19 protein-coding genes and 2 tRNA genes are annotated in these 25,379 nt (G+C 53.6%); 8 read left to right on the top strand and 13 right to left on the bottom strand.

The features are described 5' to 3' along the window. The first annotated feature begins 30 nt into the window (after window positions 1–30). Window positions 31–162: an entericidin A/B family lipoprotein gene (locus J5224_RS02595; protein WP_195316105.1), complete on the top strand. Its 132-nt coding sequence runs from the start codon at window positions 31–33 to the stop codon at window positions 160–162. Window positions 163–249: 87 nt separating this feature from the next. Here the strand turns inward: J5224_RS02595 and frdD are convergent, their stop codons facing one another. The 4 genes from frdD to frdA are packed head-to-tail and all read right to left on the bottom strand — an operon-like array spanning window position 250 to window position 3,555. Continuing rightward, on the bottom strand, window positions 250–606 hold the full coding sequence (gene frdD / locus J5224_RS02590) for a fumarate reductase subunit FrdD (protein WP_222159798.1): 357 nt from the start codon (window positions 604–606) through the stop codon (window positions 250–252). A gap of 15 nt (window positions 607–621) precedes the next feature. After that, the gene (frdC, locus tag J5224_RS02585) at window positions 622–1,017 is read right to left on the bottom strand and encodes a fumarate reductase subunit FrdC (protein WP_264623863.1); all 396 of its coding nucleotides are present in this window, start codon (window positions 1,015–1,017) and stop codon (window positions 622–624) included. A gap of 11 nt (window positions 1,018–1,028) precedes the next feature. Continuing rightward, on the bottom strand, window positions 1,029–1,766 hold the full coding sequence (locus J5224_RS02580) for a succinate dehydrogenase/fumarate reductase iron-sulfur subunit (RefSeq protein WP_264623862.1): 738 nt from the start codon (window positions 1,764–1,766) through the stop codon (window positions 1,029–1,031). Next, window positions 1,759–3,555, bottom strand: coding sequence for a fumarate reductase (quinol) flavoprotein subunit (gene frdA / locus J5224_RS02575; RefSeq protein ID WP_264623861.1), 1,797 nt, complete (start codon window positions 3,553–3,555; stop codon window positions 1,759–1,761). Before frdA ends, J5224_RS02580 begins: the two co-directional genes overlap by 8 nt. Before the next feature lie 485 nt (window positions 3,556–4,040). Here frdA and epmA point away from each other — a divergent pair, with 485 nt between their 5' ends. Continuing rightward, on the top strand, window positions 4,041–5,018 hold the full coding sequence (epmA, locus tag J5224_RS02570; RefSeq protein WP_264623860.1) for an elongation factor P--(R)-beta-lysine ligase: 978 nt from the start codon (window positions 4,041–4,043) through the stop codon (window positions 5,016–5,018). 75 nt (window positions 5,019–5,093) lie between these two features. Here the strand turns inward: epmA and mscM are convergent, their stop codons facing one another. From mscM to rsgA, 3 genes are all read right to left on the bottom strand, one after another. Next, a complete protein-coding gene (gene mscM / locus J5224_RS02565; RefSeq protein WP_264623859.1) occupies window positions 5,094–8,411 on the bottom strand; it encodes a miniconductance mechanosensitive channel MscM in 3,318 nt (1,105 codons plus the stop codon). 45 nt (window positions 8,412–8,456) lie between these two features. Then, window positions 8,457–9,410 carry an archaetidylserine decarboxylase gene (asd, locus tag J5224_RS02560; RefSeq protein ID WP_264623858.1) on the bottom strand — a complete coding sequence of 318 codons (954 nt, stop codon included), beginning with the start codon at window positions 9,408–9,410 and terminating at the stop codon, window positions 8,457–8,459. A gap of 69 nt (window positions 9,411–9,479) precedes the next feature. Beyond that, entirely contained in the window at window positions 9,480–10,535 is a 1,056-nt protein-coding gene (gene rsgA, locus J5224_RS02555) for a small ribosomal subunit biogenesis GTPase RsgA (RefSeq protein WP_264623857.1), read from the bottom strand. Window positions 10,536–10,665: 130 nt separating this feature from the next. On the opposite strand from rsgA, the gene orn reads away from it, so the two are divergent. From orn to J5224_RS02540, 3 genes are all read left to right on the top strand, one after another. Further along, window positions 10,666–11,226: an oligoribonuclease gene (orn, locus tag J5224_RS02550; protein ID WP_264623856.1), complete on the top strand. Its 561-nt coding sequence runs from the start codon at window positions 10,666–10,668 to the stop codon at window positions 11,224–11,226. A gap of 162 nt (window positions 11,227–11,388) precedes the next feature. Beyond that, window positions 11,389–11,464 (top strand) — tRNA-Gly (locus J5224_RS02545). A 79-nt stretch (window positions 11,465–11,543) separates the two neighbouring features. After that, window positions 11,544–11,619, top strand: a tRNA-Gly gene (locus J5224_RS02540). Window positions 11,620–11,816: 197 nt separating this feature from the next. Here J5224_RS02540 and J5224_RS02535 read toward each other — a convergent pair. Further along, window positions 11,817–12,722: a LysR family transcriptional regulator gene (locus J5224_RS02535; RefSeq protein WP_264623855.1), complete on the bottom strand. Its 906-nt coding sequence runs from the start codon at window positions 12,720–12,722 to the stop codon at window positions 11,817–11,819. Window positions 12,723–12,832: 110 nt separating this feature from the next. Here J5224_RS02535 and blaCAR point away from each other — a divergent pair, with 110 nt between their 5' ends. The 3 genes from blaCAR to J5224_RS02520 all read left to right on the top strand — a co-directional run bounded on the left by blaCAR (window position 12,833) and on the right by J5224_RS02520 (window position 15,571). Further along, complete coding sequence (gene blaCAR / locus J5224_RS02530; RefSeq protein ID WP_264623854.1) at window positions 12,833–13,828, top strand: CAR family subclass B3 metallo-beta-lactamase; 996 nt, start codon at window positions 12,833–12,835, stop codon at window positions 13,826–13,828. Between the two features lie 232 nt (window positions 13,829–14,060). Continuing rightward, on the top strand, window positions 14,061–14,696 hold the full coding sequence (locus J5224_RS02525; protein ID WP_264623853.1) for a YbhB/YbcL family Raf kinase inhibitor-like protein: 636 nt from the start codon (window positions 14,061–14,063) through the stop codon (window positions 14,694–14,696). Then, the gene (locus tag J5224_RS02520) at window positions 14,693–15,571 is read left to right on the top strand and encodes a helix-turn-helix transcriptional regulator (protein ID WP_264623852.1); all 879 of its coding nucleotides are present in this window, start codon (window positions 14,693–14,695) and stop codon (window positions 15,569–15,571) included. Before J5224_RS02525 ends, J5224_RS02520 begins: the two co-directional genes overlap by 4 nt. Window positions 15,572–15,581: 10 nt before the next feature. Here the strand turns inward: J5224_RS02520 and darE are convergent, their stop codons facing one another. The 5 genes from darE to J5224_RS02495 all read right to left on the bottom strand — a co-directional run bounded on the left by darE (window position 15,582) and on the right by J5224_RS02495 (window position 25,312). Next, window positions 15,582–16,931, bottom strand: coding sequence for a darobactin maturation radical SAM/SPASM protein DarE (darE, locus tag J5224_RS02515; protein ID WP_264623851.1), 1,350 nt, complete (start codon window positions 16,929–16,931; stop codon window positions 15,582–15,584). 19 nt (window positions 16,932–16,950) lie between these two features. After that, window positions 16,951–17,610, bottom strand: coding sequence for an ATP-binding cassette domain-containing protein (locus tag J5224_RS02510; RefSeq protein WP_264623850.1), 660 nt, complete (start codon window positions 17,608–17,610; stop codon window positions 16,951–16,953). Between the two features lies 1 nt (window position 17,611). Continuing rightward, a complete protein-coding gene (gene darC / locus J5224_RS02505) occupies window positions 17,612–18,868 on the bottom strand; it encodes a darobactin export ABC transporter periplasmic adaptor subunit (RefSeq protein ID WP_264623849.1) in 1,257 nt (418 codons plus the stop codon). Window positions 18,869–18,874: 6 nt separating this feature from the next. Continuing rightward, entirely contained in the window at window positions 18,875–21,256 is a 2,382-nt protein-coding gene (gene darB, locus J5224_RS02500) for a darobactin export ABC transporter permease subunit (protein WP_264623848.1), read from the bottom strand. A 717-nt stretch (window positions 21,257–21,973) separates the two neighbouring features. Next, the gene (locus J5224_RS02495; protein ID WP_264623847.1) at window positions 21,974–25,312 is read right to left on the bottom strand and encodes an ankyrin repeat domain-containing protein; all 3,339 of its coding nucleotides are present in this window, start codon (window positions 25,310–25,312) and stop codon (window positions 21,974–21,976) included. Window positions 25,313–25,379: the final 67 nt, after the last annotated feature.

Here is a 25,379-nt window from a genome sequence, read left to right as displayed (position 1 = left end):
TTTACCTCTCCCTTGAGAAGGAAAATAACCATGTTCAAGAAAAGCGTGCTTATTCTTGCCTCATTGCTGATGCTCTCTGCGTTGACAGCGTGTAATACCACCCGAGGTATTGGGCAGGATGTCGAAGCGGGTGGGAAAGCCATTCAACGCAGTGCGCAGTAGTAAACGGCCTGAATATTGCGCGGGTTGCTACACCAGAATAAAAAACGGCCCGCAATGCGGGCCGTAGCAGTGACAGCGGATGGCGTGTTACAGAGTGACGACACCGATCACGGTGACCACACTCAGGATGGCAGCCAGACCGTAGAACACCCATTTCCCTGCCGGAACGTGGATTTTCAGGTCATGCATCAGGTGATGCAGACGGTGCAAACCACACCAGATAGGCAGAATGATCATCAGCAGCAGAAACAGCCGCCCGATAAGGCTATGGGAGAAAGCGGCGATGCGCTCATAGCTCAGTGCATCGGGGAACATCCCCAGCGGCAGCAGCACCCCGACCAGCAGGATAATCACCGGCGAGAAAATGGCGGTCCACATCCCACCGGCACCGAACAGTCCCCAGAAGGGAGGCTCATCGGAACGTTTTGGCGTTGGATTAATCACGTTGTTCCCCTCCAATCAGAATAGTAACGCGATGGCGAGAATAGCCAGCGTGACGATGACGGTTACAGCCCACAGCCCTTTGATAACCGGCTCTGGCCCCATTTTTTCATCTTTTACGATGATGATGCTGGCCTTGGGCGCCAGTTCAAACCAGGATTTGGTATGAATAGCCGCCGCCACCAGTGCGAGGATGTTGATCAGCAGCACCAGCGGGTTTTGCAGGAAGCCAACAAATCCGGCCCAGCCTTCTGCGCCGTGTTTCAATGAAAACACGCCATAGATCAGCACAATGCTGAACCATACTGCGGGGGCAGCGGTCATTTCGCGCAGCATGTAAAAGCGATAGAACCCGAGCCGTTGCCACCAGCTTGCAGGCATGCTGCGAACGTATGCTTTACGCTTGGTTGTCATTGTTGCCTCCCTCATTGCGGTTTCAGCATAGCGATCATGAAGTCCTTGGCGCTTTCGACCTTACCTTGCTGAATGGCAGCGGCAGGATCGACATGCTTCGGACATACTTCTGAGCAGTAACCGACAAAGGTACAACTCCAGACACCGTTTTTACCGTTCAGTTGCGGCATACGCTCTTTCTTGCCGTGGTCGCGGTTATCCAGGTTGTAACGGTGTGCCAGCGTGATGGCTGCCGGGCCGATAAACTCAGGATTAAGCCCAAACTGCGGGCACGCGGCGTAGCACAGGCCACAGTTGATGCAGCCGGAGAACTGATGATATTTCGCCATCTGTGCCGGGGTCTGCTTGTTAGCGCCGTCAGCCGGTGTTTTGTTGCTGCCGATGATGTAAGGCTTGATGGCTTCCAGACTCTCGATAAAGTGGGTCATGTCGACCACCAGATCGCGTTCAATCGGGAAGTTGCCCAGCGCTTCCACCTTCATGCCGCTGGTGGCGTACTCGCGCAAAAAGGTTTTGCACGCCAGCTTCGGCACGTTATTCACCATCATGCCGCAGGAGCCACAGATAGCCATACGGCAGGACCAACGGTAAGAGAGGTCCGGTGCCAGGTTATCTTTGATGTAACCCAGCGCGTCCAGCAGGGACGTTTCCCGGCTGTAAGGCACCTCGAACGTCTCGACGTGCGGTGCCTTGTCGGTTTCCGGGTTATAGCGCATGACTTCCATTTTCAGGGTAGCTAACTCAGCCATTCGCTTGCTCCTTCTTGCTCTTTTCCTGGGCTTCCGCTTCGGCACCGTACACGCGTTTTGCCGGTGGCAGCGTGGTGATCTTCACGTCGCCATAGGCCAGACGCGGCGCGCCGTTCGGGTTGTAATACGCCAGCGTATGCTTCAGGAAATTAACGTCATCACGCTCAGTGCAACCTTCATCCAGACGCTGGTGTGCGCCGCGTGATTCTTTACGGTTGATGGCAGAGTGTGCCATACATTCAGCGACATCCAGGCTGTGGCCCAGCTCGATGTTGTAAAGCAGGTCGGTGTTGAACACGCTGGAATGGTCGTGAATTTTCACGCGCTTGAAGCGTTCTTTCAGCTCAGCGAGTTTATCCACGGTTTTCTGCATCAGGTCGGTGGTACGGTAAATACCGCAACCTTCTTCCATCGACATGCCCATTTCATCGCGGATTTTCGCCCAGCTTTCCGTGCCTTCCTGATTCATCAGGTCATGCAGACGCTGCTCGATATCGCGTGTTTGCGCATCCAGCGCGCTGCCGTTGGCGGGAGCGGCTTCTTGCGCACGGCGCACTGCATTTTCCCCGGCCATACGACCAAACACCACCAGTTCTGCCAGTGAGTTGGAACCAAGGCGGTTAGCACCGTGCAAGCCCACCGAGGAACATTCGCCCGCGGCAAACAGCCCTTTAATGGTGGTTTCGCAATCCTGATTGGTTTCGATGCCGCCCATGGTGTAGTGCGCCGTCGGACGAATAGGAATCGGCTCTTTCACTGGATCGACGCCAACGTAGGCTTTTGCCAGTTCGCAGATAAACGGCAGACGCTCTTTCAGCTTTTTCTCGCCCAGGTGACGCAGGTCGAGGTAGACCACATCGCCCAACGGGGTGGACACCGTGCGGCCTGCACGCCATTCGTGCCAGAAGGCTTGCGATACTTTGTCGCGCGGACCCAGCTCCATGTATTTGTTTTTCGGCTCGCCGAGCGGCGTTTCGGGTCCCATGCCGTAATCTTGCAGATAGCGGTAGCCGTCTTTGTTGACCATGATACCGCCTTCACCACGGCAGCCTTCGGTCATCAGGATACCGGAACCCGGCAGGCCGGTCGGGTGATATTGCACGAATTCCATATCGCGCAGCGCCACACCGTGGCGGAACGCCATGCCCATGCCATCACCGGTGACGATGCCGCCGTTGGTGTTGTAGCGGTAAACGCGACCCGCACCGCCGGTCGCCAGCACCACCGCGTTAGCGCGGATTTGCACCAACGAGCCTTCCATCATATTGATGGCGACAAGACCACGCGCCTGACCGTCATCAACCAGAATATCCAACACAAAGTGCTCATCAAAGCGTTGGATTTGCGGGTATTTCAGTGAGGTCTGGAACAGGGTATGCAGCATGTGGAAGCCGGTTTTATCCGCGGCAAACCAGGTGCGCTCAATTTTCATACCGCCAAAACGACGAACGTTGACGGAACCGTCGGGTTTACGGCTCCAAGGGCAACCCCATTGTTCTAGCTGGATCATCTCCTGTGGACATTGATGAACAAAATGTTCAACGACATCTTGCTCGCAGAGCCAATCGCCACCGGCAACGGTGTCGTGGAAGTGAAAATCAAAACTATCGTGATCCTGAGTGACTGCGGCTGAACCACCCTCGGCGGCCACGGTGTGGCTACGCATTGGGTAGACTTTTGATATCAGCGCAATTTTCAGTTGGGGATTAGCTTCAGCGGCAGCGATTGCCGCACGTAAACCAGCGCCCCCGGCCCCGATAATGGCCAAATCGGCATTAAAGGTTTGCACTGCACTCCTCCAGTTACTAAAGTTAATTAAGTTAAATTAAAAATAATATATTCGATTCGTTAATCTCTATTTCCCACCGAACGCTTTCTGTAATTCATCGATATTTAAAGCAATTCGTGGACACATATTAAGAATAGCTAAACCTATATTTTTTGTGTGGAAATGATTATACCGAATTATGAGTAGGTGAAATTTGATGTGATCCAGCATTTTGTTTTTTTTATTGGGTTTTGATTTTGGCAATAACAGCATGATGGTTAACGCTATTGTCGGATAAATAACACTTTTATTTCTTTAATAAGGAACTGGCTCACGGTAATTGCACATAATGTTCTGGATATCGACATAAAAGGGCCTGCGCAAGGGGATAAACCCGTACACGAGAAGCGGCGGAGAGACAGTGCGTGATTGTGGCGGAGTTGAATTGTTTGCAGGCGAATATGCGGGTAGACTGCATCCCCTGTTTGCGTTAGGAGTAAAGAAACATGTGCGAAGGCGCACTCTGGCAGCCCACCGCCACTATTGAAAATTTATTGAAGCGTGCAGCCATCGTTTCTGAAATTCGGCGATTTTTCTCCGATCGCGGCGTATTGGAAGTAGAAACACCGTCCATGAGTCAGGCAACGGTGACGGATGTACATATGGTCCCGTTCCAGACGCGTTTTGTCGGGCCTGGCGTATCCGAAGGGATGACGCTCTACCTGATGACCAGCCCTGAATACCATATGAAGCGCTTGCTCGCCGCAGGCAGCGGACCCGTCTTTCAACTGTGCCGTAGTTTCCGTAATGAAGAGTCTGGACGATACCACAACCCCGAGTTCACCATGCTCGAGTGGTATCGCCCCCACTACGATATGTATCGCTTGATGGACGAAGTGGACGATTTATTACAGCAAGTACTGGAGTGTGAAAGCGCAGAACGCCTCTCGTATCAGCAGGCTTTTCAGCGCCATCTTGACGTGGACCCGCTTTCTGCGGACAAAGCGCAACTGCGAGAAGCGGCGGATAAGCTCGGCATGGGCGATCTCGCCAGCCGGGAAGAGGATCGCGACACGCTGTTGCAAATGCTGTTCACCTTCGGCGTGGAACCGCACATTGGGCACGACAAACCGGCCTTTGTGTATCACTTCCCGGCGTCACAGGCTTCGCTGGCGGAAATCAGCTCAGAAGATCACCGAGTGGCGGAGCGCTTCGAGGCCTATTTCAAAGGTATCGAGCTGGCAAACGGTTTTCGCGAATTGACGGACAGCGATGAGCAGCGCCAACGTTTTGAGCAGGATAACCGCAAACGTGCGGCTAACGGGCTTTCTCAGCAACCGATTGATGAATATCTGCTGGCGGCGTTGAAGCAGGGCATGCCTGCCTGTTCTGGCGTCGCGTTAGGGGTGGATCGTTTGATTATGCTGGCGTTAAAAGCGGAAACCATTGGTGAGGTGATGGCCTTCACCGTCGGGCGTTCGTAATCATCAAATCGCCGTTCCTCCGCGTGAGCGGAGGAAGGTACCGCGCGTTTGGTTCTCTCCGAAGCAATCTGCCTGTTACAACCCACCTTCCGGCCGGTTGGCTGAACTCGGGCTGCGTCCATCAATCCGTACGGAACTCATCTGCACCTGGAACGGCGGGAACGGCATCTCCATGTTGTTCTCGCGGTAGGCTTCCAGAATCAACTGGTGAATCTCATGACGCAGCGGCATGCGGTGTCCCATTTCTGCGGCAAAGATACGCAATTCGAAAATCTGGATACCCTGACGTAAATCCACCAGAAAGGCTTCTGGCGGCGGGTTTTCCAATACCAGCGGGCAGCGTTTCACCGCATTGAGCAGCAGTGCGGTCACTTTTTGGCTATCGGCATCGACCGGCGCTGGAATGGTCAGCACCACGCGCGTGACCGAATCTGACAGCGACCAGTTGATAAACTGTTCGGTGATAAAGGCTTTGTTGGGCACGATGATCTCTTTTCTGTCCCAATCGGTGATCGTGGTGGCCCGGGTATTGATGCGCATAATGCTGCCGGTGAGATCGCGAATGGTCACGGTGTCGCCAATGCGGATCGGTTTTTCAAACAAAATGATCAGGCCGGAGATGAAGTTGGCGAAGATCTCCTGCAAACCAAAGCCAAGGCCTACGGTCAGGGCCGCAACCAGCCACTGGAGTTGTGACCACTCAATCCCGATAAACGAGAACCCCACCAGGCAGCCAATCAGCATCAGCATGTATTTGCTGACGGTGATAATGGCATAGCCAGAACCGGGGGAGAGATCGAGGTGCTGAAGCAATGCCAGCTCAAGCAGCGCGGGCAGGTTGCGCACCACCTGCGTGGTGATGCTGAAAATCAGAATCGAGATCAGCACCGCCCCGAGGGTGATTGGCTGTACCTTATCGACCCCTTTCACCGTACTGGTGACTTCCCACAGATTAATGTTTTCTAAAAAGCTAAACGCGGAGTGGATTTCTGACCACAGGACAATCACTGACACCAGCGCGATCAGTGTCAGAATGGATCGCACCAGTTGCAGCGATTTGGCGCTGATGGTATCCAGATCGACCACCGGCTCTTCGATGGTGTCTGAGGTGGTTTCCACTAAGACCCCCGACTCTTCTTCACCGCGTGCGCGCTGCGCCAATATTTCGGCGCGCCGTTGCTTGGCCCTGTCAAACGCGATGCGTCGGCGTTGGATCAGCATCCAGCGCCGTATCACGTGGTACACCACCAGCAGGAAGAACCAGATGGCGACCGAGGTTTCCAGGCGTGCCAGCAAAGCTTTCGACGTGGCCAGATAGCCAACGCCCGATGCCAGCGCCGCAATCAGGGGCGCACTGATCATCAGGTTCCACAGCGCACGGTTGATGGTGTTTTCCCCGGAGCCTTCCTTGTTCAGGTAGAGCGGAATTCCGGCCCGTTTCAGGCTGGTAGTCACCAGACTCAACGCCAGACACAGCAAAATAAAGCACAGTCGCCCCAGCGTGCTGGAAAACTCGCGTTCGTTGAGGTTTTCAAACGTGATGATCGCCATGATCAGCGGAACAATAAAAGCGATCGACAATCGGTAGTAGCGCATGGCGCGCGCGACGCGCTCGGGTGACCAGCGTAAGTGGGCAATAAACAGCCCATTCGAATGGGCGAAGGCGGCGCTGACCATCACCAGCCACATCAACGGGACGGTGGCGGTCACGCTGTCACCAATCGCAACGGCGATGGGGTAGGGCCAGGCGTTTTGCAAGCCGTACCCCAATGCGGCCCATAGCACGGGCAGCGGAAGCGCAATCAGTAGCGAATAGAACAGCGTGCGTAGCGTCAGCGAAAAATGATCGAGGGTGACTTTGCCGATACGGCTGCTGGCGCGCTCTAAAAAGGCGTTGTAGTGACGGCGCGAACTGATGCCGAAGCCGACCAAAATCAGCGCGCCCATCAGCGGGAACGCGGTTTCCCGACTGGTCACCACCATAATGACGGCGCTGCTGAGCTGAGTAAAGGTGTCCAGCGAGAGTAAATGGTAAAGCGCCTGCACCACCTGTACCGGGAAGGCGAAGGAAATGGGGTTCACATCGGCAACCCAGAACAGATAGCGATGAACCGCCTCGCGGATTTCCAGCAGCGCTTCTTCCAGTTGGCTGGTCGCCACTTTGAGCTTGGTCAGTTCAAGGATCTGCGCATCGGTGCCGGAAATCAGCGATGTGAGTAAGTCACGCTGGGTACGAATCTGATCGCCAAGCACGCATTGCTGACTGTTACTGTTGGGCGTGCAGTTCTCTTGTCTTGGGCGCTCTGAAGTGCGGGCAGCACTGAGCAGGTTTTCATAGCGTAACCGTTGTACGCGCAACTGGGCCATGTCGGTGTCTAGCCGTTGCGGTTGCGGCATGTCCGGCAGGCGTGCCACCTGTGCCCGCAGTGCTTCACCCAGTACGGTCGATGCCCCAATCCACTGCGCCTGCTCACGTAAGGTGCTGAGTGCTTGTCGCACTTGCTGGGTTTGGGTGGTTGCCTGACGCTGCTGTGAGGCAATTAAATCGAGATGTTGGGCCTGCTGATTCAGCTCTTGAGACAGCTCACGGTTAAGCTGTAGCTGTTCGCTGATGACGGCGGGTAAATCGTCACCGCGTTCCACTAACTGCTCGGTGCGTTCGAGCACTTTCTCCGCTTCACGCTGGCGTAAATTATTGATGCTGGAACGTAATGCTTGCAGTTGTTCATCCAGCCTGTCGTGGCGCAACTGATAGAGTTCCACGCGTAAGCGGGAGAGTTCCTGGCGATTACTGGCGGAAAGCTGGGCCAGTTCCAGTTCGTCAACCCGGCTTTGGCGCAGCGCCTGCTGGGCTTGCAAGAGCACTAACTGCGCCTGGACCAGCGGTGTGACCGGATTGCCTAACGATTGGATTTGACGATCAATTTCGTTTAATACCCGACTGGCTTCGGTTTGCTGCTGCGGCAGTTGAGCCAGAGAATCGATCACTTCACGCAGTCGTTCTCGTTCCTGTTGCAGTTGGCGCGATTGATCCAGCAGTTGGCTGCTGGTTTGCACCACTTTTTGCTCCAGATCGACAACCGATAGCTTGTCGCTAATGGCGGTGTTTTTATTTTCTTCCGCCGCCAGCAGACGGCGTAATTCCTGCGTCAGTTTGGGGAAATCGTCAATAACGTGTTGATATTGCTCGGTGCGTGCCAGCGACTCTTTGCGTTCCTGCAAGATGTTTAACGCAAGTCGAAACTGTTCGACGATATCGGCCTGATCGGGGGTATTTTTATTGGCTTCAGCCTGTTCCAACTGCTGGCGTACCAATGCTTCGTTAGGCACAGGTGCCGCCAGCGCGGTGACAGAGAGCAGAACAGCAGCAAAGAAAATCACGAGTTGACGCACGATGGTTCTCCCTCTCTCACGCAGGTTCGCTGGCATATAGGTTGCTTAAGGCGTGTGGTGCGTTACGTCATCGCCATGATCCGTCGCATCCGGCACGGATTCTGCGGCAACGGGTGCTTCTTCTGTGGAATCCACCATTTTTGCTTCGGCAAAGGGTTCGCCCACACGGGTAACGCTCAGCGGATTTAGGTGCGCGGCAAACTGAAGCGTGTTGGGTGCAAACAGGTTGATGACCGTAGAGCCCAGTTTGAAACGGCCCATCTCTTCGCCTTTTTGTAGGGCGATGGCACCTTGCTCACCCTGAGCCGGGTAGGTCCAACGCTTGATGATGCCTTCACGCGGCGGCGTCACGGTGCCAGACCAGACGGTCTCGATGCTGCCGACAATGGTTGCACCCACCAGAATTTGTACCATCGGGCCAAAATCGGTATCGAACAGGCAGATAACGCGCTCGTTGCGGGCAAAAAGATTGGGTACGTTGTCCGCGGTAAACAGATTGACGGAAAACAGCTCGCCCGGTACGTAGATCATTTCACGCAGTACGCCGTCGCACGGCATATGCACACGGTGATAATCGCGCGGCGAGAGGTAAGTGGTGGCGAACAGGCCATCACGAAAAAGGTCAGCCATCACATAGTTGCCTGCCAGCAGCGCTTCCAGCGAGTAGTCATGGCCTTTGGCCTGAATCAACTTGCCGTCGACAATGGGGCCCATTTGCGATAGCACGCCATCAGCCGGTTGCACTACGCGGTGTGCGTGCGGATCAATCGGGCGCACGTCTGGGCGCAGCGGACGCACGAAAAAGTCATTGAACGTCCGATAGGCAGCGGTATCCGGGTGTTGCGCTTCCTGCATGTTCACGTTGTAGTAGCGAACGAAAAGATCGATAACCCCTTTGGTTAGCCTGCCGGCCTGCTTGTCTGCACCCCAGCCTGCTAACCGCGTCAGTGCGATTTTCGGTAGCCAGTATTGTAAGGCGATTTTCAGTTTATCCAGCACAGTGAGCCCCTTAGGTTTTTATGCGCCCATCTAAAAAGGGGCGCATTGTAGCGATGGATGCGGTAAAAGTCAGCGGTCCGTATCAGAATCAGAGAAGGTTTTACGCGTTTTTACCTGCGCCATGCTCTCCAGAATACGGTGATAATTATCGAAACGTTCTTCGGCGATGTCGCCGCGCTCCACGGCAGCGCGCAGCGCACAACCGGGATCGTTATCGTGGCGGCAATCGCGGAATTTACAGGTGCCGAGGTAGGGCCGGAAATCGATAAAACCCTGTGTGACCTGCTCCGGCTCCAGATGCCATAAGCCAAATTCGCGCACGCCGGGGGAGTCAATCACATGGCCGCCGTGCGGGAAGTGATACAGCCGGGCCGCCGTGGTAGTGTGTTGGCCCAGACCGGACACATCGGACACATCGTTGACCAGAATCTTGGCGGCGTCAGGGTAGAGCAATGCGTTCAGCAGGCTGGATTTCCCCACCCCGGATTGGCCAGCAAAAATGCTGATCCTGTCCGTTAAGGCGTGCTCCAGCGTCTCCATCCCTTGCTGCGTGTGGCCTGATACCATGATGACCGGATAGTGCAGTGCCCGGTATATGTTCATCAGCCCATCGACAAACGCGCGGCCTTCATCATCCAGCAGGTCGATTTTGTTCAGCACGATCAGCGGCGCGACCTCCAGGGTTTCGCAGGCCACCAGATAGCGGTCAATGATGTTCAGTGACAGCTCAGGCAAAATCGCGGAAACGATCACCACCTGATCGATATTAGCGGCGATAGGTTTAACGCCGTCGTAAAAGTCCGGGCGTGTCAGCACTGACTCGCGCGGGTGCACCGCCTCAACGATACCGCTGATGCCAGCCTGCGTCTCTTTACCGGCTCGCCACACCACGCGATCGCCGGTGACCAGCGATTTGATGGTACGACGAATATTACACCGGTGGATAATGCCATTCTGGGCTTCCACATCCGCATGCATACCAAAACGGCTGATAATGATGCCCTCTTGCGGTTCTTCCAACTGGTTGTCATCCCACTCGATTTTGCTTTCTCTGTGCTTAAGACGACGTTGGTGGTTCGCTGTAACTCGACGTTGCTGTCCTTTGGACAGTTTATTTTTGCTCACTGAGCCTCGCTTGAACTGTGGTTATCGCCCACAATGGCTGAAGAGACTATAATACACGCTATTTGATTTTAATTAACTGATGCCTGTTATTCCCGCTTCTCTGGGGATGGTTGGAAAAGGAAGTAAATGTATGCCCGTTGAAAATAGTCAGGTAAGCGAAAACAATCTTATTTGGATCGACTTGGAAATGACGGGGTTGGACCCGGAGCAGGATCGCATTATTGAAATCGCGACGCTGGTGACTGATGCCCATCTTAATGTATTGGCCGAGGGGCCGACGATCGCGGTACACCAATCCGATGCCCAGCTAGCGCTGATGGATGACTGGAACGTGCGTACCCACGGTGCCAGCGGCCTGATTGAACGGGTTAAAGCCAGTGCCTATGATGACCGCGCGGCGGAAGCAGAAACCATTGCTTTTTTGCAGCAGTGGGTGCCTGCCGGGAAATCGCCGATTTGCGGCAACAGCATTGGTCAGGATCGCCGTTTCCTGTTTCGTTATATGCCTGCGCTTGAAGCCTATTTTCACTACCGCTATCTGGATGTCAGCACGCTGAAAGAGTTGGCGCGTCGCTGGAAACCCGAGATTATGGCTGGATTGAAAAAACAGGGTACCCATCAGGCGATGGACGATATTCGTGACTCTGTGGCCGAACTGGCCTATTACCGCGAGCATTTTATCCGTCTGTAGTCACGACGGGCGTTTTTTGCCCGACCGAGAGCGAAATTGCTGTTTTTATCGGCAGTCAGTCATTTTTTCGCGGTAAGGGGCTTGCGGAGGCAACGATTTCTCGTATAATTCGCACCCCGTACCGCAGCAGAATTTGTGGTGCGAGTGAAGATGGTTATTCCTGCGGGAATAGCTCAGTTGGTAGAGCACGACCTTGCCAAGGTCGGGGTCGCGAGTTCGAGTCTCGTTTCCCGCTCCAAACTTTCCAACGTGAAAGTTTAGGTAACCAGCTTCACGATCGGTTTTCACAGCAGCGCTGGCTGGTGTGGCCTTCCTAAGCGGGAATAGCTCAGTTGGTAGAGCACGACCTTGCCAAGGTCGGGGTCGCGAGTTCGAGTCTCGTTTCCCGCTCCAAGTTTTCTTCTGTATCTCTCATTTTTCATCTTCGGTTTTTCTTCATTATTTTTTCGTACTTCATATTGCCTATAAGGCGCCCTGTGGATCGCTTCGTTATCCTTTACAAGAGGTTTACCCGGCATTGAGGTATACAGTGTCACTGCTGCCTAAAACCTGCGTGAATACACGTGCCGCCGCTATGGCGGATCCTCCACTCACTGGTTTTCCGACATGTCATCCACTAAAAAGTCCAACAGGGTCCGTGTGTTCGTCGGTAGGTATTTGCGCGAACTGTATAACGCATAAACACCCAGCGTGGGCAGCGTGTAGTCGGCAAGTAAACGTACCAATGCACCGGAACGAAGATAGGCTTGCGTTGTGAACGTCGGTAAATGGACAATGCCGTCGCCCGCCAATGCCGCATGCAGCAGCACCATACTGTCATTGGCGGAAAAATTCCCACTCACCTCGATCTCATCAAACGTCGTCTCTGTGCCGTTGGCCGAAGCGTGGCGAAAATGCCAGCTTTTACCAAAGCGGGTGTGGTTTAAGCAGTTATGTTCACTCAGCGCTTCTGGCCGCTGGGGAATCCCTCTGCGTGCCAGGTAATCGGGTGCGGCACATACCATCGACGTACAGCGGGAAAGTTGCCGTGAGATAACGCCCGGCTCCAATTTATCGCCCACCTGAATGGCAAGATCGAGCCGTTGTTCCACCAAATTGACCGACTGGTCTTTCAGTACCATTTCAACGGAAACGTTAGGATGCAATGCCGCATAGCGTCTCATTGCCTCTGCCAGATAGGATTGACCAAAGGAGAGGCTGCTTGCTACACGGATGAGGCCGTGCGGTTCAGCACGTTTACTGCCGATCACGGCCCCAATATCCTCATTTAACGCCAGAATCTGGCGACAATAGGACAGAATTTCGTTGCCTGTGCCCGTCAGCCCCAAACTGCGACTGGTACGGTGCAGGAGCCGCGTGCCAAACGCTTTTTCCAGTGAGGCGATATAGCGTGTCGCCATGGCCCGAGAGATATCCAGTTTGTTCGCCGCGGCCGTTAGGCTTCCCAGATCAACCACATCAACAAAGACGCGCATGGCAATAAAGCGATCCATCATGGCGCTCCTAATGTACGGAATGTGCAACAATGCTTTGCAGTCTACCGTATTTATTCGTTCTGTTTGAGCAATTACAGTTTGCCCAACAACATTAAATAAAGAGACGAAAAATGCACATTAAACGCCTGACGGCTACTGCCCTCTGTATGTTGCTTGCTGGCACTGCCGCTGCGGCCCCAGTGAATAGCACGCCTTCTGTTCCATTAACCGGATGCGGCCCCTCATCAACGATTAACGCGTATTTCGACCAGTTCGGGAATAGCGGCAAGATGCCTGCCGAACTCGGGCGTTGGCTGAATGATGTCAACGCACAAACGGTTGAGCCCTATCAGGCGTTTGATAACGTCTACTATGTGGGGCTTTGCTGGGTCTCGGCCTGGCTTATCAAAACCAGCGATGGGCCGGTGCTCATTGATACGTTATATGGCGAATTTACCGATCGACTTATTGAGAATATCAAGCACGTTGGCGTAGACCCGGCGGATATCAAAATGGTGCTGTTGACGCACGGGCATTTCGATCACGTGGGGGGCGTCGCCACACTGAAAAAGGTGTTAACCAACGCCCGTTTTGTGATGGCGGAGCAAGGCTGGAAAGAAGCGCAGGAGGAGGCAAAAAAAACGCAGGGAAAACCCAATGCATGGGTAATGCCCGATCCTGCGCCGAATGACGTGATTGTCAAAGACGGTGAAGCGCTTTCCATGGGCGACACGACGTTTTACGCCTACATCACTCCGGGCCATACATGGGGAACCACGTCTTATGTGATGGACGTGAAAGAAGGTAAAAACACCTATCGCGCGATTACCATTGGCGGTTTGGGATTAAATGCGATTGACGGTCCGAAACAGGTTGAGGCTTACATAAGTAGCGTCGATCGCATCAAAAGCATGGTGAATGATGCTCAACACCCCATCAGTGTGCACCTGACTGCGCATCCCTTCAGTAATGGGTTGATTGAAGCGAGCGAGCGGCTCAAAACGCGTCAGCCTGGTCAGGTAAACCCGCTGGTGGATGCTAAAAGCCTTCTCGAACAGCTGGATGCACTGCGCGCGGGGGCGGTGAAGCGATTGGAGCGGGAACGCGTTCAGACGGGCGCTCATTAGCCGATGATGCTCATCGTTGCCGCAGCCCTTTTCTCATTGCGCCCGGTTAGTCGTGGGGGAAGTAAACCGATCTATTAAATAATAATCCGAAACCAATCATTTTGATTGGTTTCGGCAGTCTCTTGACTGGATAAGGCACCTCGAGGGCAACCAAATCCACTATTATGATCTTACTGCGTACCGGTATCGTGGCCGGGGCGGCATTTCATTACTCCACAGGACGAGGTTTTCCATGCAACTCATCAGTCAAAGCTTTCAGGATGGTCAGGCGATTCCGGGTGAATTTGCGTTTGCCGTGCCAGACGGCACTGCACACGTTGCGCTGTCATCGAACCGCAACCCGCATCTTGCCTGGCGCGATGTTCCACCGGGCACGCAATCCTTCGTGATTGTGTGTCACGATCCCGATGTGCCGAGCAAAGGTGATGATGTGAATCAGGAAGGTCGAGAGGTGCCGGCATCCTTGCCGCGCGTCGATTTTTTCCACTGGTTGCTGCTTGATGTTCCGCCCACCGTGACGGAGATTGCCGCAGGTACGCATTCGAATAGCGTGACGCCGCGTGGAAAATCGGGGCCTGCCGCACCCGGTGAAGGCCGCCACGGTATTAATGATTACACGGCCTGGTTTGCCGGGGATGAGCAAATGAAAGGCGATTATTACGGTTATGACGGCCCGTGCCCGCCGTGGAATGATGCGCTAGTGCATCACTATATTTTCACTGTTTATGCGCTGGCGGTTCCTGCGTTGGCTGTGAACGGACCGCTGGATGGGGCAAACGTGCGCGCGGCACTGGCGACAGCGCCGGTATTGGCAAAAGCCAGCCTGACCGGGCTTTACAGTTTGAATCCAGCGATGCCTGTGGCGTGAACCACGTCGGGCAAGCGTTGACCGTGCCGGTGTTGCACGGCGAAGGAGGAGAGTGCTGGCGGTTGCCCTCGTCCTCGCCCGTGGTGCGACAGGGTTTGTGCGCACTGGCTCAACCTTGCCTGCGGCAACCGCAACAAACCGCCCGTTTCCAGTTTCATGAGGCAACCGTGTTACTGGTGGTCTCGGGGCAGATGCGTTTAGCGTTCGCGGAACATGAGATCTTGGTCGATGCCGCACGGCCTGCGTTGGTGCTGGTCGACGCAGGCTCCTGTGTCGATATCGTGAAAACCCCGGGAGGGGCTGAACGCTGTTTCCGTTCGGTTTTTATGACAATCGCGAGCGCGCTGTTGGAAAGTCATTTGGCGGCCTCTTCTCTTTTAGAGGGCTGTGAGCGTTCCGCTGCCGTGCCTTTTCAGGTGATGCCTTTGGATGACGATGTGGCATCGACGTTATGGCATCTGATTGAAAGCGTCGAGATCAGGCCCGTGAGCGATGAGCGGCTCACCTACCGGCTACTGGAACTGCTGAGCGCGTTGGCTGAGCGTGGTCATGTCTTTCGCCCGCCACGGTACAATGACACGGTCGCGCGTCTGCAAGCGCTGATGGCTCGCGAGCCGCATCGGCACTGGACCGCACGCGAAGCCGGTCGAGAGCTGGCGATGAGTGAAGCCACCCTACGGCGACGCCTTGCCGCAGAGAGTTCACGCTTTGAGACGGTGCTTAGCGATATCCGCATGCACCACGGCATGATGCTGTTGCAAACCACCGCTTGGAGCATTCCGCGTATCGCTGAGGCCTGCGGATACCAATCTCGGGCGCGCTTTTCTGAACGCTTTCGCTCCCGTTTTGGCTGCTTGCCTTCCGCCATTCGCTGAGGAGACAGCCCTACTGTGAGGGCGGGTTATCCCCTGTTGTCGGGGTAGCACGATGTTCTTTCTTCAGGCAGCCTTCGATGGTCGCCAACAGTTTACCCGTACCGCAGCAATTATCCTGATAACCCGCCACGTGTCGGCGATTGATCACACGATCGTGCGGGCATCCCCCATGACAGAGCGAAAACCAACGACACTGGCGCATTTTATCGAAGGCTTCCTGCTCCTCACGCTTTGCCGCCTGGTTATGTGCCGAGTAGGCCAATAGCTCTGCCAAATCCGTTTTCATCAACGAGCCGTAATGACTACCCGCATCGCCTACATATTTGTCGCACGGTGAAACGTCTCCATTGGGTTCAAGGGTAATGACCTCTTGGGAACAGTTTTCTGACCAATAGCAGGCGGCCAGACGAGTGCCTGGGTTGTTGATGGCCCGAATAAAATCGCTGAATTGTGGAATATGTAAAACAGCCCGATATTCGTCCCACCACAGCATGAATGCCCGATTCAGAAACGCGATAAACTCGGCATAAGTGATGTAATTTCCGTCGACCGTTCCTCCGGCAGGGATGCGATTATCAGGAACAATGTTGAGAAATTCGATGTCATTGAGACCTATCTTACCGAAATAATCGAACATTTCTCGGAGGTCCGTTTGATAGACGTGGCGGTCAACAACGATGAGAGCCCCATAGGGGATGGAATGTTGTTTAAGCCTTTTGAGTCCCTCAGCGACGCGTTGCGCTGTTCCCCGACCTCGGTAATCGACGCGACGTGAGTCATGAACGGCAGGAATGCCGTCCAGACTAATACCAACATGCATTCCGATCCCTTTCATAAAGGCTAACCATTCATCCGAGATATTCACCGCGTTTGATTGCATTGAGTTGGTAATATGCTGTTCTGGTTGTTTGAATTGTTGTTGTAACCAAAGTAGCTTCTGAAAAAAAAGAGGCTTAAGTAGCGTCACCTCACCACCGTGCCAAACGAACTCAAAGCGTTTAATGTTGGGGATAGCTAATATTTTACGGATAGTGCGAACCAAGATATCAAACTGCATCGTTTGGTTTGGCCCCTCAGCCCAGGAATGGCAATAAGTGCAACGTAAGTTACACAGGCGAGTGGCTTTCAATACCACCACCAACTTTTTGGCTGCCACGGGTTGGGCGGTGACGGCTTGCTGTTGCTCGGTGTGGAAAGTATGTAGCTCTTCGGTACTGAGCAACGTTTGTGCCGGAATTTTGCCAATCAGATAGGCGCTCATCTGTCGGTAGTCTTGCGTGGCGATTTTTTCGAGATCGTTGGTGCTAAGTGCTGATGTTATATCCGTATCAATCTGAACAATGGGTATGATTCCATTCATGATTTCTCTCCTTACTATGTCATGTGAGATAACCGTCCTTCATCATTACGTGTCGTTTGGCATACGCTGAGGCCTCGGGGGAGTGCGTAACCATGACAACGGTGGTACCGGCCTGATTAATGTCTGCTAGCTGCGTCAATACGGTTTTGCTGTTATTACTGTCCAGATTGCCCGTTGGTTCATCGGCCAAAATCAATGCTGGTCGTGAGATCATGGCGCGAGCGATGGCAACCCGCTGTTGCTGACCGCCTGACAGCTGGGCGGGGTAGTGCGCGCTTCTGCCTGATAAGCCAAACTGCTCAAGGGTTTGTTTAACGCGCGCTTTTCGTTCAGATTTGGGGACATTGCGGTACTTGAGCGGAAGCTCGATATTTTCATAGACCGACATAAAATCGATCAGATTGAATGACTGAAAGATGTAACCGATCAGTTGGCGGCGCAGCGCGATTTTTTGGCCGTGGTGCATCCGTGTAATGTCGTGCTGCGCCAGCTGCAATCGACCGGCATCAAGCGTTTCAAACATGCCGAGTACGTTGAGCAGCGTGGTTTTTCCCGAACCCGATGGCCCCATAATGGAGACAAACTCCCCCGCCGTGATATGAAGATTGACGTCACGCAGCGCCAGCGTTTTCAGGGTTCGAGTGGTGTAAAATTTTTCTGCGCTTTCCAGTTGTATCATCTTATTCAAACTCGATAATGTTGGATTTTTCAACGTTGCCGCCTGTAAGCACCACAACCTGTTGCCCGGCAGACAACCCACTCAGTACTTGCGATTGCGTTTCCCCTTGACGTTTAATCACCACGGGTGTTTTAACCGCGCGATGGTGTTTTTCATCGTAGCGGTATACCCACGACTCATCGGTTTCGAAAAAGACCGCTTTGGTGGGAATCAGTAATGCATCCGGTTGGATTCCAAGTGAAACGCGCAGATCGAGAGATTGTCCGCGTTTCAACGAGAGTTGTTGTGGCTGAGCGAGTGTTAATTTGGCAAGAAACTTACCGTTTTCCACCACGGAAGAGACGGAGGTGATGAGCAGTGGGATATCCATGCCCGCATAGTGTGCCGTGACACGATCGTGCGGCCGGATTTTATCCAGATAATATTCGCTGAAGGAGGCTTCAAAATAGTAGGTATGCGGGTTGTCTACGTTGGCAACTTTTTCGCCGGGTTTAATTTGTTGGCCCATCTTGATCGTTAGCGGTGACAGAATGCCGTCAATCGGGGCAGTAATAACCAGCTTATCCAGACCGCTCTCAATTAACCGGGTTAAGGTATCCAGATGCTTGGCCGACGCCGCGATTTCAGCAAGCTCTGTCGGTAGCATATGGTCTTGCCGTTCCTGATACGTGGTTAAAATCGCGTAGCGTGTTTTCCAATGCGCCAATTCATCCAGCAACTGTTCATAGGTGGCTTTTTCCAGAATACCGCGCTCGTATAATGTCTTTTTACGCGCCGCTTCTTTATCGATTTTCTCCAGATGAAAACGTGAATCTTGCCGTGACAGACGCGTATCGAGATCATCCTTCTCGAGTAATCTGCGCATGTTGCGCAGGTTGTTGGTCTGTTCAGTCACATCGGCAATCCGCGAGGTGACCTGCAAAACGAAGTCGTCGTTCGACAATCGGGCAATGACATCGCCCTTTTTCACATCGTTGGATGCATTCTGGCGCACTTCAATGACCGTTCCGCCGCGTTCAGAGGCGATAATCACGCTTTCACTCGGGATAGCCACCGCACGTGTCACCAGCGTATCGGTAAATGTGCCGCGCTGGGCAACGTGCAACGTCACCTGGGTAAACGGTATTCGTGTGACTTTTTCTGCGGTGACCACGTTGATAAGCCACAGACACAACAGGCCGAAAATCACCAGTGCCAGGCCGACTGTCCATTGGGCAACGCGATGTCGCGTGGATTTCGGGTCTAATTGAATGTCCATAGCGGCTTACCCTCGCCTTAACCGCGGGCGAGCTACCCTGCCATCGTGCAACACCAGTGACAGTGCCATAATGGCTACCACTATCAGCCCCAGCAACAGCAGTGCCGCAAACGCATTGACATAAACCCGTTCGGCAACGGTGTCATACTGTTGTAACCAGCGCCTTAACAGCAAACCTCCCAGGGCCAGTGACGCCAGTAAAGAGAACAACATGGGTAGCACATGTTGTTGCAGAAAAAACACCACGTTTGTTGCAAGAGACCCCCCCACTGCTTCCATGATTTTCAGTGTGCTGTCTAACCGCTGAGCGTCTGACAGACTGATCACCAAGGTGCTGATAACCATTAATATCAACGCCATGCTCGCGGTGAAGGTAATGACGTTGAGCATCTGCGAATCGTTATGAAAATGACGGTTATGAAGCGCCTGTACCGTTTGCAGCGATAAGTCAGGTGGACCATGACGTTTAATCTGTGCGGCAATAGAGGCTTCCTGTTGATCGTTCGAATACGCGACTGTCGCGAATTTTTCCAGGCGGTCATTGATAAAGATGATCAAAGGTTGGGGGGCAGAGAGGTGTTCTCCAAGGTCGAAGTTTTCCACTATCCGTAACACCCGGAGTGCTTTTTGTCCTTCCGGAAAGGGGATGTAGTAGCGGGTATTCAGCACCTCATCGACGGTTTTCTGCCCCATGGCATCCATGAAGGCGCGGGTGACGATAGCGTGGCATACGTCATCATCGGTGCTGGCTCTCAGCGTATTCTCCTGGCCCGCCAGGGTTTTTAATCCCCAAACCTGCGCAAAGTATTTGTCGGCAGAAAGGGTGTTGATAGCGGTAAATTGGTCTTGCACCTGCTGTTGCGCGTGCTGCACGTTGAGGATGTGACGTGACATGTCAAACGGTTGCCAACTGCTCAAACTGAAAGCCGACGTGCCTGCGGTTTCCTGGAGCCGATGTTGTAATTCGCGCACGCTGCTGAGTGTGTAAAATCCTTCATCGAGCGCAAATGTCAGGCGGTGCGCTTTCTGGTAACCCACATCTGCATGCATCGCACTGTGGTGTTGCGTCATCACACCCGCCCACAGATAAACAGTCGTGCCAGCGACCAGCAGGTGCACCACCATCATCATACGGTTGAGGTAATAAACACGCTGCTTTTCATAGCGATTGGGGGTCTGTGAGGCCGGATTGCCAAACAAGAAGAGAGCGAGACTCAGCAGGTGAGAGAGTAGCATCATCAAGCCCATAGACAGGGTGACGCCAACAAATACCGTCAGCAGGCGTGTCATGGGTTGTCGGAGAAGCAATTCGCTCACGTCCGCCGACAAAGGGAATAGGGCGCAAAGCAGTAAGGTTGCCAACGTTACCGTTGCCAGGAACTGCGGCAAGAATAGGCTCAGCGATTCTGCCAGGATTTGCGCACTTGAAGCACCGAGACTGCGCTTGATATGCAGGCTGGGGCGTCTGGCGGCATTGAGAATACCGTTGATGTTGAAAAAATTGGCCACGGTGGTGAAGAGAACAAACAGTGCTGCGGTGTACAGCGTATTAAGCAATGATTTTTCACGTGTTTTGACGAATTCATCGGCATAGCCATCGCCGTAGTGCATATCAAGGATGTTTTTAGCGCTGAACGTCAGAAACGAGGAGGGTGTAAAAGGTGCTCCGGGTATCTGTGGTGCATTATTGGCGACGATGCTAGCCAGCAGTTGTTGATCAAAATGCGGGTGGGAGGGGGTGAGGCGAGCGAAGGCATAGACATGGCTGTCATACCAGTCCAGGCGTTTATCGGGGTATCCGGCTATCCGCTCTGGGGTGAAGGCGATCGCGGCGGGCAGGTGCAGACTGCTGTCAGGGTGAGGCTCCACGATAGCCTTGATGGTGAACTGGCCGCTCTCCCCCAAATCCACTATTTTGCCCAGTGGGTCAGCTAATCCAAGATAGTGGCGGTTAAAATCGGCCGTGATGTAGATGTCATGGGGGCCGGGTGCTGGCAAATCTTCACGAAAAGGGTGCAGTTGTGCCATGAACGTTGGGGTGACGGCAAATACGGTAACGCGGGGAATCACGCTGCCCTGACGGCGCAGGTGAGTATGCAACCGGTAAGCGTATCCGACGTTTTCGATATGGGGATGTTTCTGTAATGCCTCCACCAGCGGAAAAGGGATCTGCGCTGAGCGAACACTATCGCCATTAGGGAGGTTGAATTGACTTTCAATGCGATATAAACGCTGATGCTCCGGCAACCACCGTTCAATATCACGGTCTGTAATATAGAGCATAACGATAAGAAATGTCGTCACCAAGCTCATAGCCGTAATAATAATGGCTAACAGAGCCGCTGCTGGTTTTTGTTTTATATCGTTGGTGAACGTATTTAAGAACATCGGCAACGGGTTCCAGCGTTAAATTGGCATATTAAGGTGTTGTTGTATCGAACATAAAGCTACTGCAAGCGAGGATTGAAGCGTTATCCGGTATAGTTATTCATCAAGTCATTGACTATGATATATTCATTAAAATGAGTGAACCTCATCCGTGAGGTTCACTGTGTAGGTCTAAAAATACGTTTCAACGATGTTCTAGTAGGGAATAACGATTCGCTCTATCATTGTGGCTTGTAGTTGAATCCTTTCGACCAATTCCACGCAAGTGCCATGGGGGAAATCGTTAACTGTAATATATCATTGACGTGTGTGGTTGAGATGTCAGGAATTATTCCTTTTACACTTTTGCTTAACGCCATTAGATTTTCATGTAACTGTATGGATGGCGTTATTACTCTTTCATCAGCGATTGCATGCATAAAACCTCCGGCTTTTTCATACGGCATGATTAAAGTAGATATGACAAATTGCCTATCACCGCAACGTGCAATCTCCACTTTAAAGTTGATTTGATTTTCGTCAACCCCGGTTTGTTTTATTTTAGGTTCTATTTATGTATTGTTTTGCTTTTTTGATGAAGCGCTTGTTATTTTAAATGTAATTTCATTTGTAAATATATAATATTTCGATAGTGGTTGAAATAATATTTTCACCGGCAATATCAGCGCGCATTAGTACTGATATTGCCGTTATTCTATTATCTGCCAACTTTTGAGGTCACGATAACCTCTGTCCAGCCGCGCCAAACCCGTGAGCGGTTGCCGTTATCATGCTCATCAGCGAGACGCAATCGGTCAGATTGCGCCGTGAGGCGACCATCAGCGGCGTTTCCCCGGCGGCATTGGCCCGGTTTGGGTCCGCGCCAGCGGTGAGCAGGCTGGTGACCATCTGGATGATGTCATCCTCTTCAACCTCGTCCTCGTCGAAAAATAACGCGGTATGCAGCGGCGTATTCTCACCGTCATCTGGTGTATTGACGTCAAATCCCTGCTCACAGCAGAGTGTCACAATCGCCGGATGTCCGAGATAGCAGGCATAGTGCAGCGGTGTGATGCGCCGATCGTTAGCCTGATAGGCAATCTCTCCGTGTAGTAGCGCTGTTCTGAACTGGGCTTCCGCCGTGTCGCTATGGCGCCGCAGGCAGATGGCGTGCAGCAGGTTGTCGCCGTTGTTGGCACACTGGTGGCGGATGTTTGACGTGGATTGGCGCGCCCACAGCAGGTCGAAATAGGGTGCGGCACAATATTGTGCGGCCAGCATCAACGGCGTTCGGCCAAGCTTATCAGGCTGCTGCGCGTCGGCACCGCGCTCCAGCAACAGGTGGACAATGGATTCCCGGTTGGCGCGCAGAGCAAAGATCAGCGGCGTATCGCCATCCTCATCGGCGGCATTGATATCCGCGCCATGATCGAGCAGGCGTTTGACGATCTCGCTTTTTAGTACCGGATCGAAGCTGTGCTCTGCCTCTGTTTCTTCATCATCGGGGTAGGTGTCATAGCTGTAGGCGCGTGCTATCGCCTCATGCAGGGCGGTGCGCCCTTGCGCATTGGCCTGACGGGGGTCAGCACCGTGTGCCAACAGCGCCTCTAGCCCGGCCAGACTCCCGTACCCGGCGGCGCACATCAAGGGATAGTCGCCATCGGGATCGATCCAGTGACAGTCGGCTCCGGCCGCTAACAGCAGTTCTACGGTTTCGCGGCGCGAGACTTTATCGACCCACCCCCAATTGCTCAGGGCGCGGTGCAAGGCGGCGGAGTTATCGAACCCGCCGACGGCGTTAGGGTTTGCGCCACGATCGAGGAAATAGCGCACCAATGGCGTTTGGCATTTGGACACCGCCATCAGCAGCGGCGTGGCCTCGGTGCCGCTCCTTGCTTCAATGTCTAGCAGCCCACGCCGTTCCAACTCATCCAAGTACAGGATAATGGTTGATTCGGGTTTGCTGCTCAGGCGGGTGCAGGCAAAATGGACAAACTGCTCTTGTTTGATACAGGCGCGGCGAGCCGGATCGGCACCGTGATCCAGCAGCAGAGTAAAGATGTCGAAGTACTCCTGCATGATGGCCCACTCTAGCGCGCTGTTTTCTAACCGCGTCACCCCGTTGCGATGATCGAACTCAGGCGTGAAGCGGCGCGTCGAGGTGCAGTTGGGATCGGCCCCCGCGCTCAACAGCATGTTGCACACGGCATACGCATACTCTGGCGTAATTTTATCACGGTCCCCACTCACATGATCCATGGTGTAGATCAGCAGCGGTTGTTCAACATAGACGACGCTATCGCCTTTGATCTTCCTGCCAATACTCCGATTCGGATCGTTACCGACGATCAGACGTTGGACAGTTTCCAGCGACACGCGGGAACCGATGGCGCGCTGTAGCGGATCGCCAGATATCTCACTGGTGACATCGAGGGGTTCCGGCAGGGTATCGAGCAGCAGGCTGATATCCTCACCGGCTTTGGCGTACTCCAGATAATAGGCGATCATGTTGCCGTTGAAATGCTCGTCATTAATCGCGGCATTCAGCGGCCAACCGATATCCAGCAGGGTGCGAGCCAAGGGAATAAAATACTCTGCATCGTACAGCGCAATGCACGCCGCAAGCGTATGGGTGGTGCTCAGTGGCGCGTAGTCATGCGAGTTATAATTAAATGGCTCAGCGAGGGGCAAGGACTGCCCTTTACTGCGGTAGATCCCCTGCAAACGGCGCAACACGGCGGATACCTTGCTCAGGCGCATCCGTTCTCCGTGGGGGTTCTGGGTGAAAAGGTAAGAGAACACCGTACCCTGTTTACAATCGATCCAGGTGAGATTGGCACCGCGCGTTGCCAGCAAATTGGCAGTCTCCATGTGGCCAAACCACACCGCCAGATAAAACGCGGACAGGCCATGACACTCAATGGCTGCACCGCGTTCAAGCAGCCAGGGCAGCAGAGCCTGACTGTGTTCCACATCGTCGGGCCAACCGACGACGGTGTGCAGGATGCTGATCTTGAAATGAGACCAGGCACCCGGCGTATTGATGTCAGCGCCTTTGTCCAGCAGGGTGCTCAACAGGGAGAGCTTTTCATCCCGCCGAAGACCGGTTGCGGTGGCGATATCGATAAACAGGGTGTTGATATTGGGGGCATCGTGCGGCAATTCGTCAATGATCTGCCGGATGGTACGCGAATCATGGATCAGGATACTGAGAGGAAGCTCATACCCTTGACTTTGGTTCAACTCGAAAATCAGTTTTACCTGTTTTGGGCGGAAGTTTTCGCTGGTGAGAAAATTAACGATCTCCCCTTTCTCATCATCAGGAATACTGATCCCGGCTTGCAGCAGCCGGATAAAACCAGCGAAGTGCCCGCGTTTGAGCGCTTCAAGCCCGATACCGAAATAATGGCAACTGTCCAAATCCAGATCGTGTTGCAGCCCGCCTTTCTCCAGCTCATCCAGTACGCTGGTGAAGGTGGTAATGCTGAGTTTGTCCTGGGTGTTGTACAGCGTACCGTTGGTCAGCGCGCAATAGAGCGGCGTTGCCCACGGCTGTTCTGCCCGGTTGACGTCCGCGCCCAGGCTGATAAGCCAACGCAGACGCAGGGTATCAATGGTGATGTATTCCTGGCTCAGGTAGTAGGCAAGCACCGTTTTACCGCTGGCTCGGGTATCGATCGCGTTCAGATCCAACCCCTGTTGCAGAAAGAATGCGACGTGTTTCTCTTTCAGATCTTTACGTCGCACCAGATGGTGCAACAGCGGTAAGCCATCGATATATTCCGGCAGGAAGATACCGGAATCGAGAAACGCTTCAATCAGCGGCAAACAGAGTGAATTGACGACCTCGTTTATCGCGGGAAGGTGTCTGCCCTGTTCACCGATCAGCGGCTCGCTTCCTTGCGACAGCAGGTAGCGTGCAATCTTCGCTTCGCGGTAGATGACGGCATAGTGCAGCGGCGCGTAGCCGTGCTCATCAGGTTGATTGCAGTTGGCAGCGTCGATGCGCTGCTGGATCTTTTTGAGGCTGCCTGATTTGATCAGGTCGCCGAGGGTCTTGGGGCGGCTGAAAAACATCGGTTTGAGTTCGCGTATCCTTACGTAACCGTATGATATCACGACATCGTTGACGTCGCATCGGTGA

The organism is Candidatus Symbiopectobacterium sp. NZEC135, from assembly GCF_025962695.1.
Note: the sequence above shows the minus strand (reverse complement) of the source record. Positions and strands in the feature narration are given on the sequence as shown.

What these genes read in the sequence shown, in the direction of transcription:
- J5224_RS02595 (WP_195316105.1), top strand. Translation starts at nt 31, where the DNA reads ATGTTCAAGAAAAGCGTGCTTATTCTTGCCTCATTGCTGATGCTCTCT.
- frdC (WP_264623863.1), bottom strand. Translation starts at nt 1,017, where the DNA reads ATGACAACCAAGCGTAAAGCATACGTTCGCAGCATGCCTGCAAGCTGG.
- J5224_RS02580 (WP_264623862.1), bottom strand. Translation starts at nt 1,766, where the DNA reads ATGGCTGAGTTAGCTACCCTGAAAATGGAAGTCATGCGCTATAACCCG.
- epmA (WP_264623860.1), top strand. Translation starts at nt 4,041, where the DNA reads ATGTGCGAAGGCGCACTCTGGCAGCCCACCGCCACTATTGAAAATTTA.
- orn (WP_264623856.1), top strand. Translation starts at nt 10,666, where the DNA reads ATGCCCGTTGAAAATAGTCAGGTAAGCGAAAACAATCTTATTTGGATC.
- J5224_RS02535 (WP_264623855.1), bottom strand. Translation starts at nt 12,722, where the DNA reads ATGATGGATCGCTTTATTGCCATGCGCGTCTTTGTTGATGTGGTTGAT.
- blaCAR (WP_264623854.1), top strand. Translation starts at nt 12,833, where the DNA reads ATGCACATTAAACGCCTGACGGCTACTGCCCTCTGTATGTTGCTTGCT.
- J5224_RS02525 (WP_264623853.1), top strand. Translation starts at nt 14,061, where the DNA reads ATGCAACTCATCAGTCAAAGCTTTCAGGATGGTCAGGCGATTCCGGGT.
- darE (WP_264623851.1), bottom strand. Translation starts at nt 16,931, where the DNA reads ATGAATGGAATCATACCCATTGTTCAGATTGATACGGATATAACATCA.
- J5224_RS02510 (WP_264623850.1), bottom strand. Translation starts at nt 17,610, where the DNA reads ATGATACAACTGGAAAGCGCAGAAAAATTTTACACCACTCGAACCCTG.
- darC (WP_264623849.1), bottom strand. Translation starts at nt 18,868, where the DNA reads ATGGACATTCAATTAGACCCGAAATCCACGCGACATCGCGTTGCCCAA.
- darB (WP_264623848.1), bottom strand. Translation starts at nt 21,256, where the DNA reads ATGTTCTTAAATACGTTCACCAACGATATAAAACAAAAACCAGCAGCG.
- J5224_RS02495 (WP_264623847.1), bottom strand. Translation starts at nt 25,312, where the DNA reads ATGTTTTTCAGCCGCCCCAAGACCCTCGGCGACCTGATCAAATCAGGC.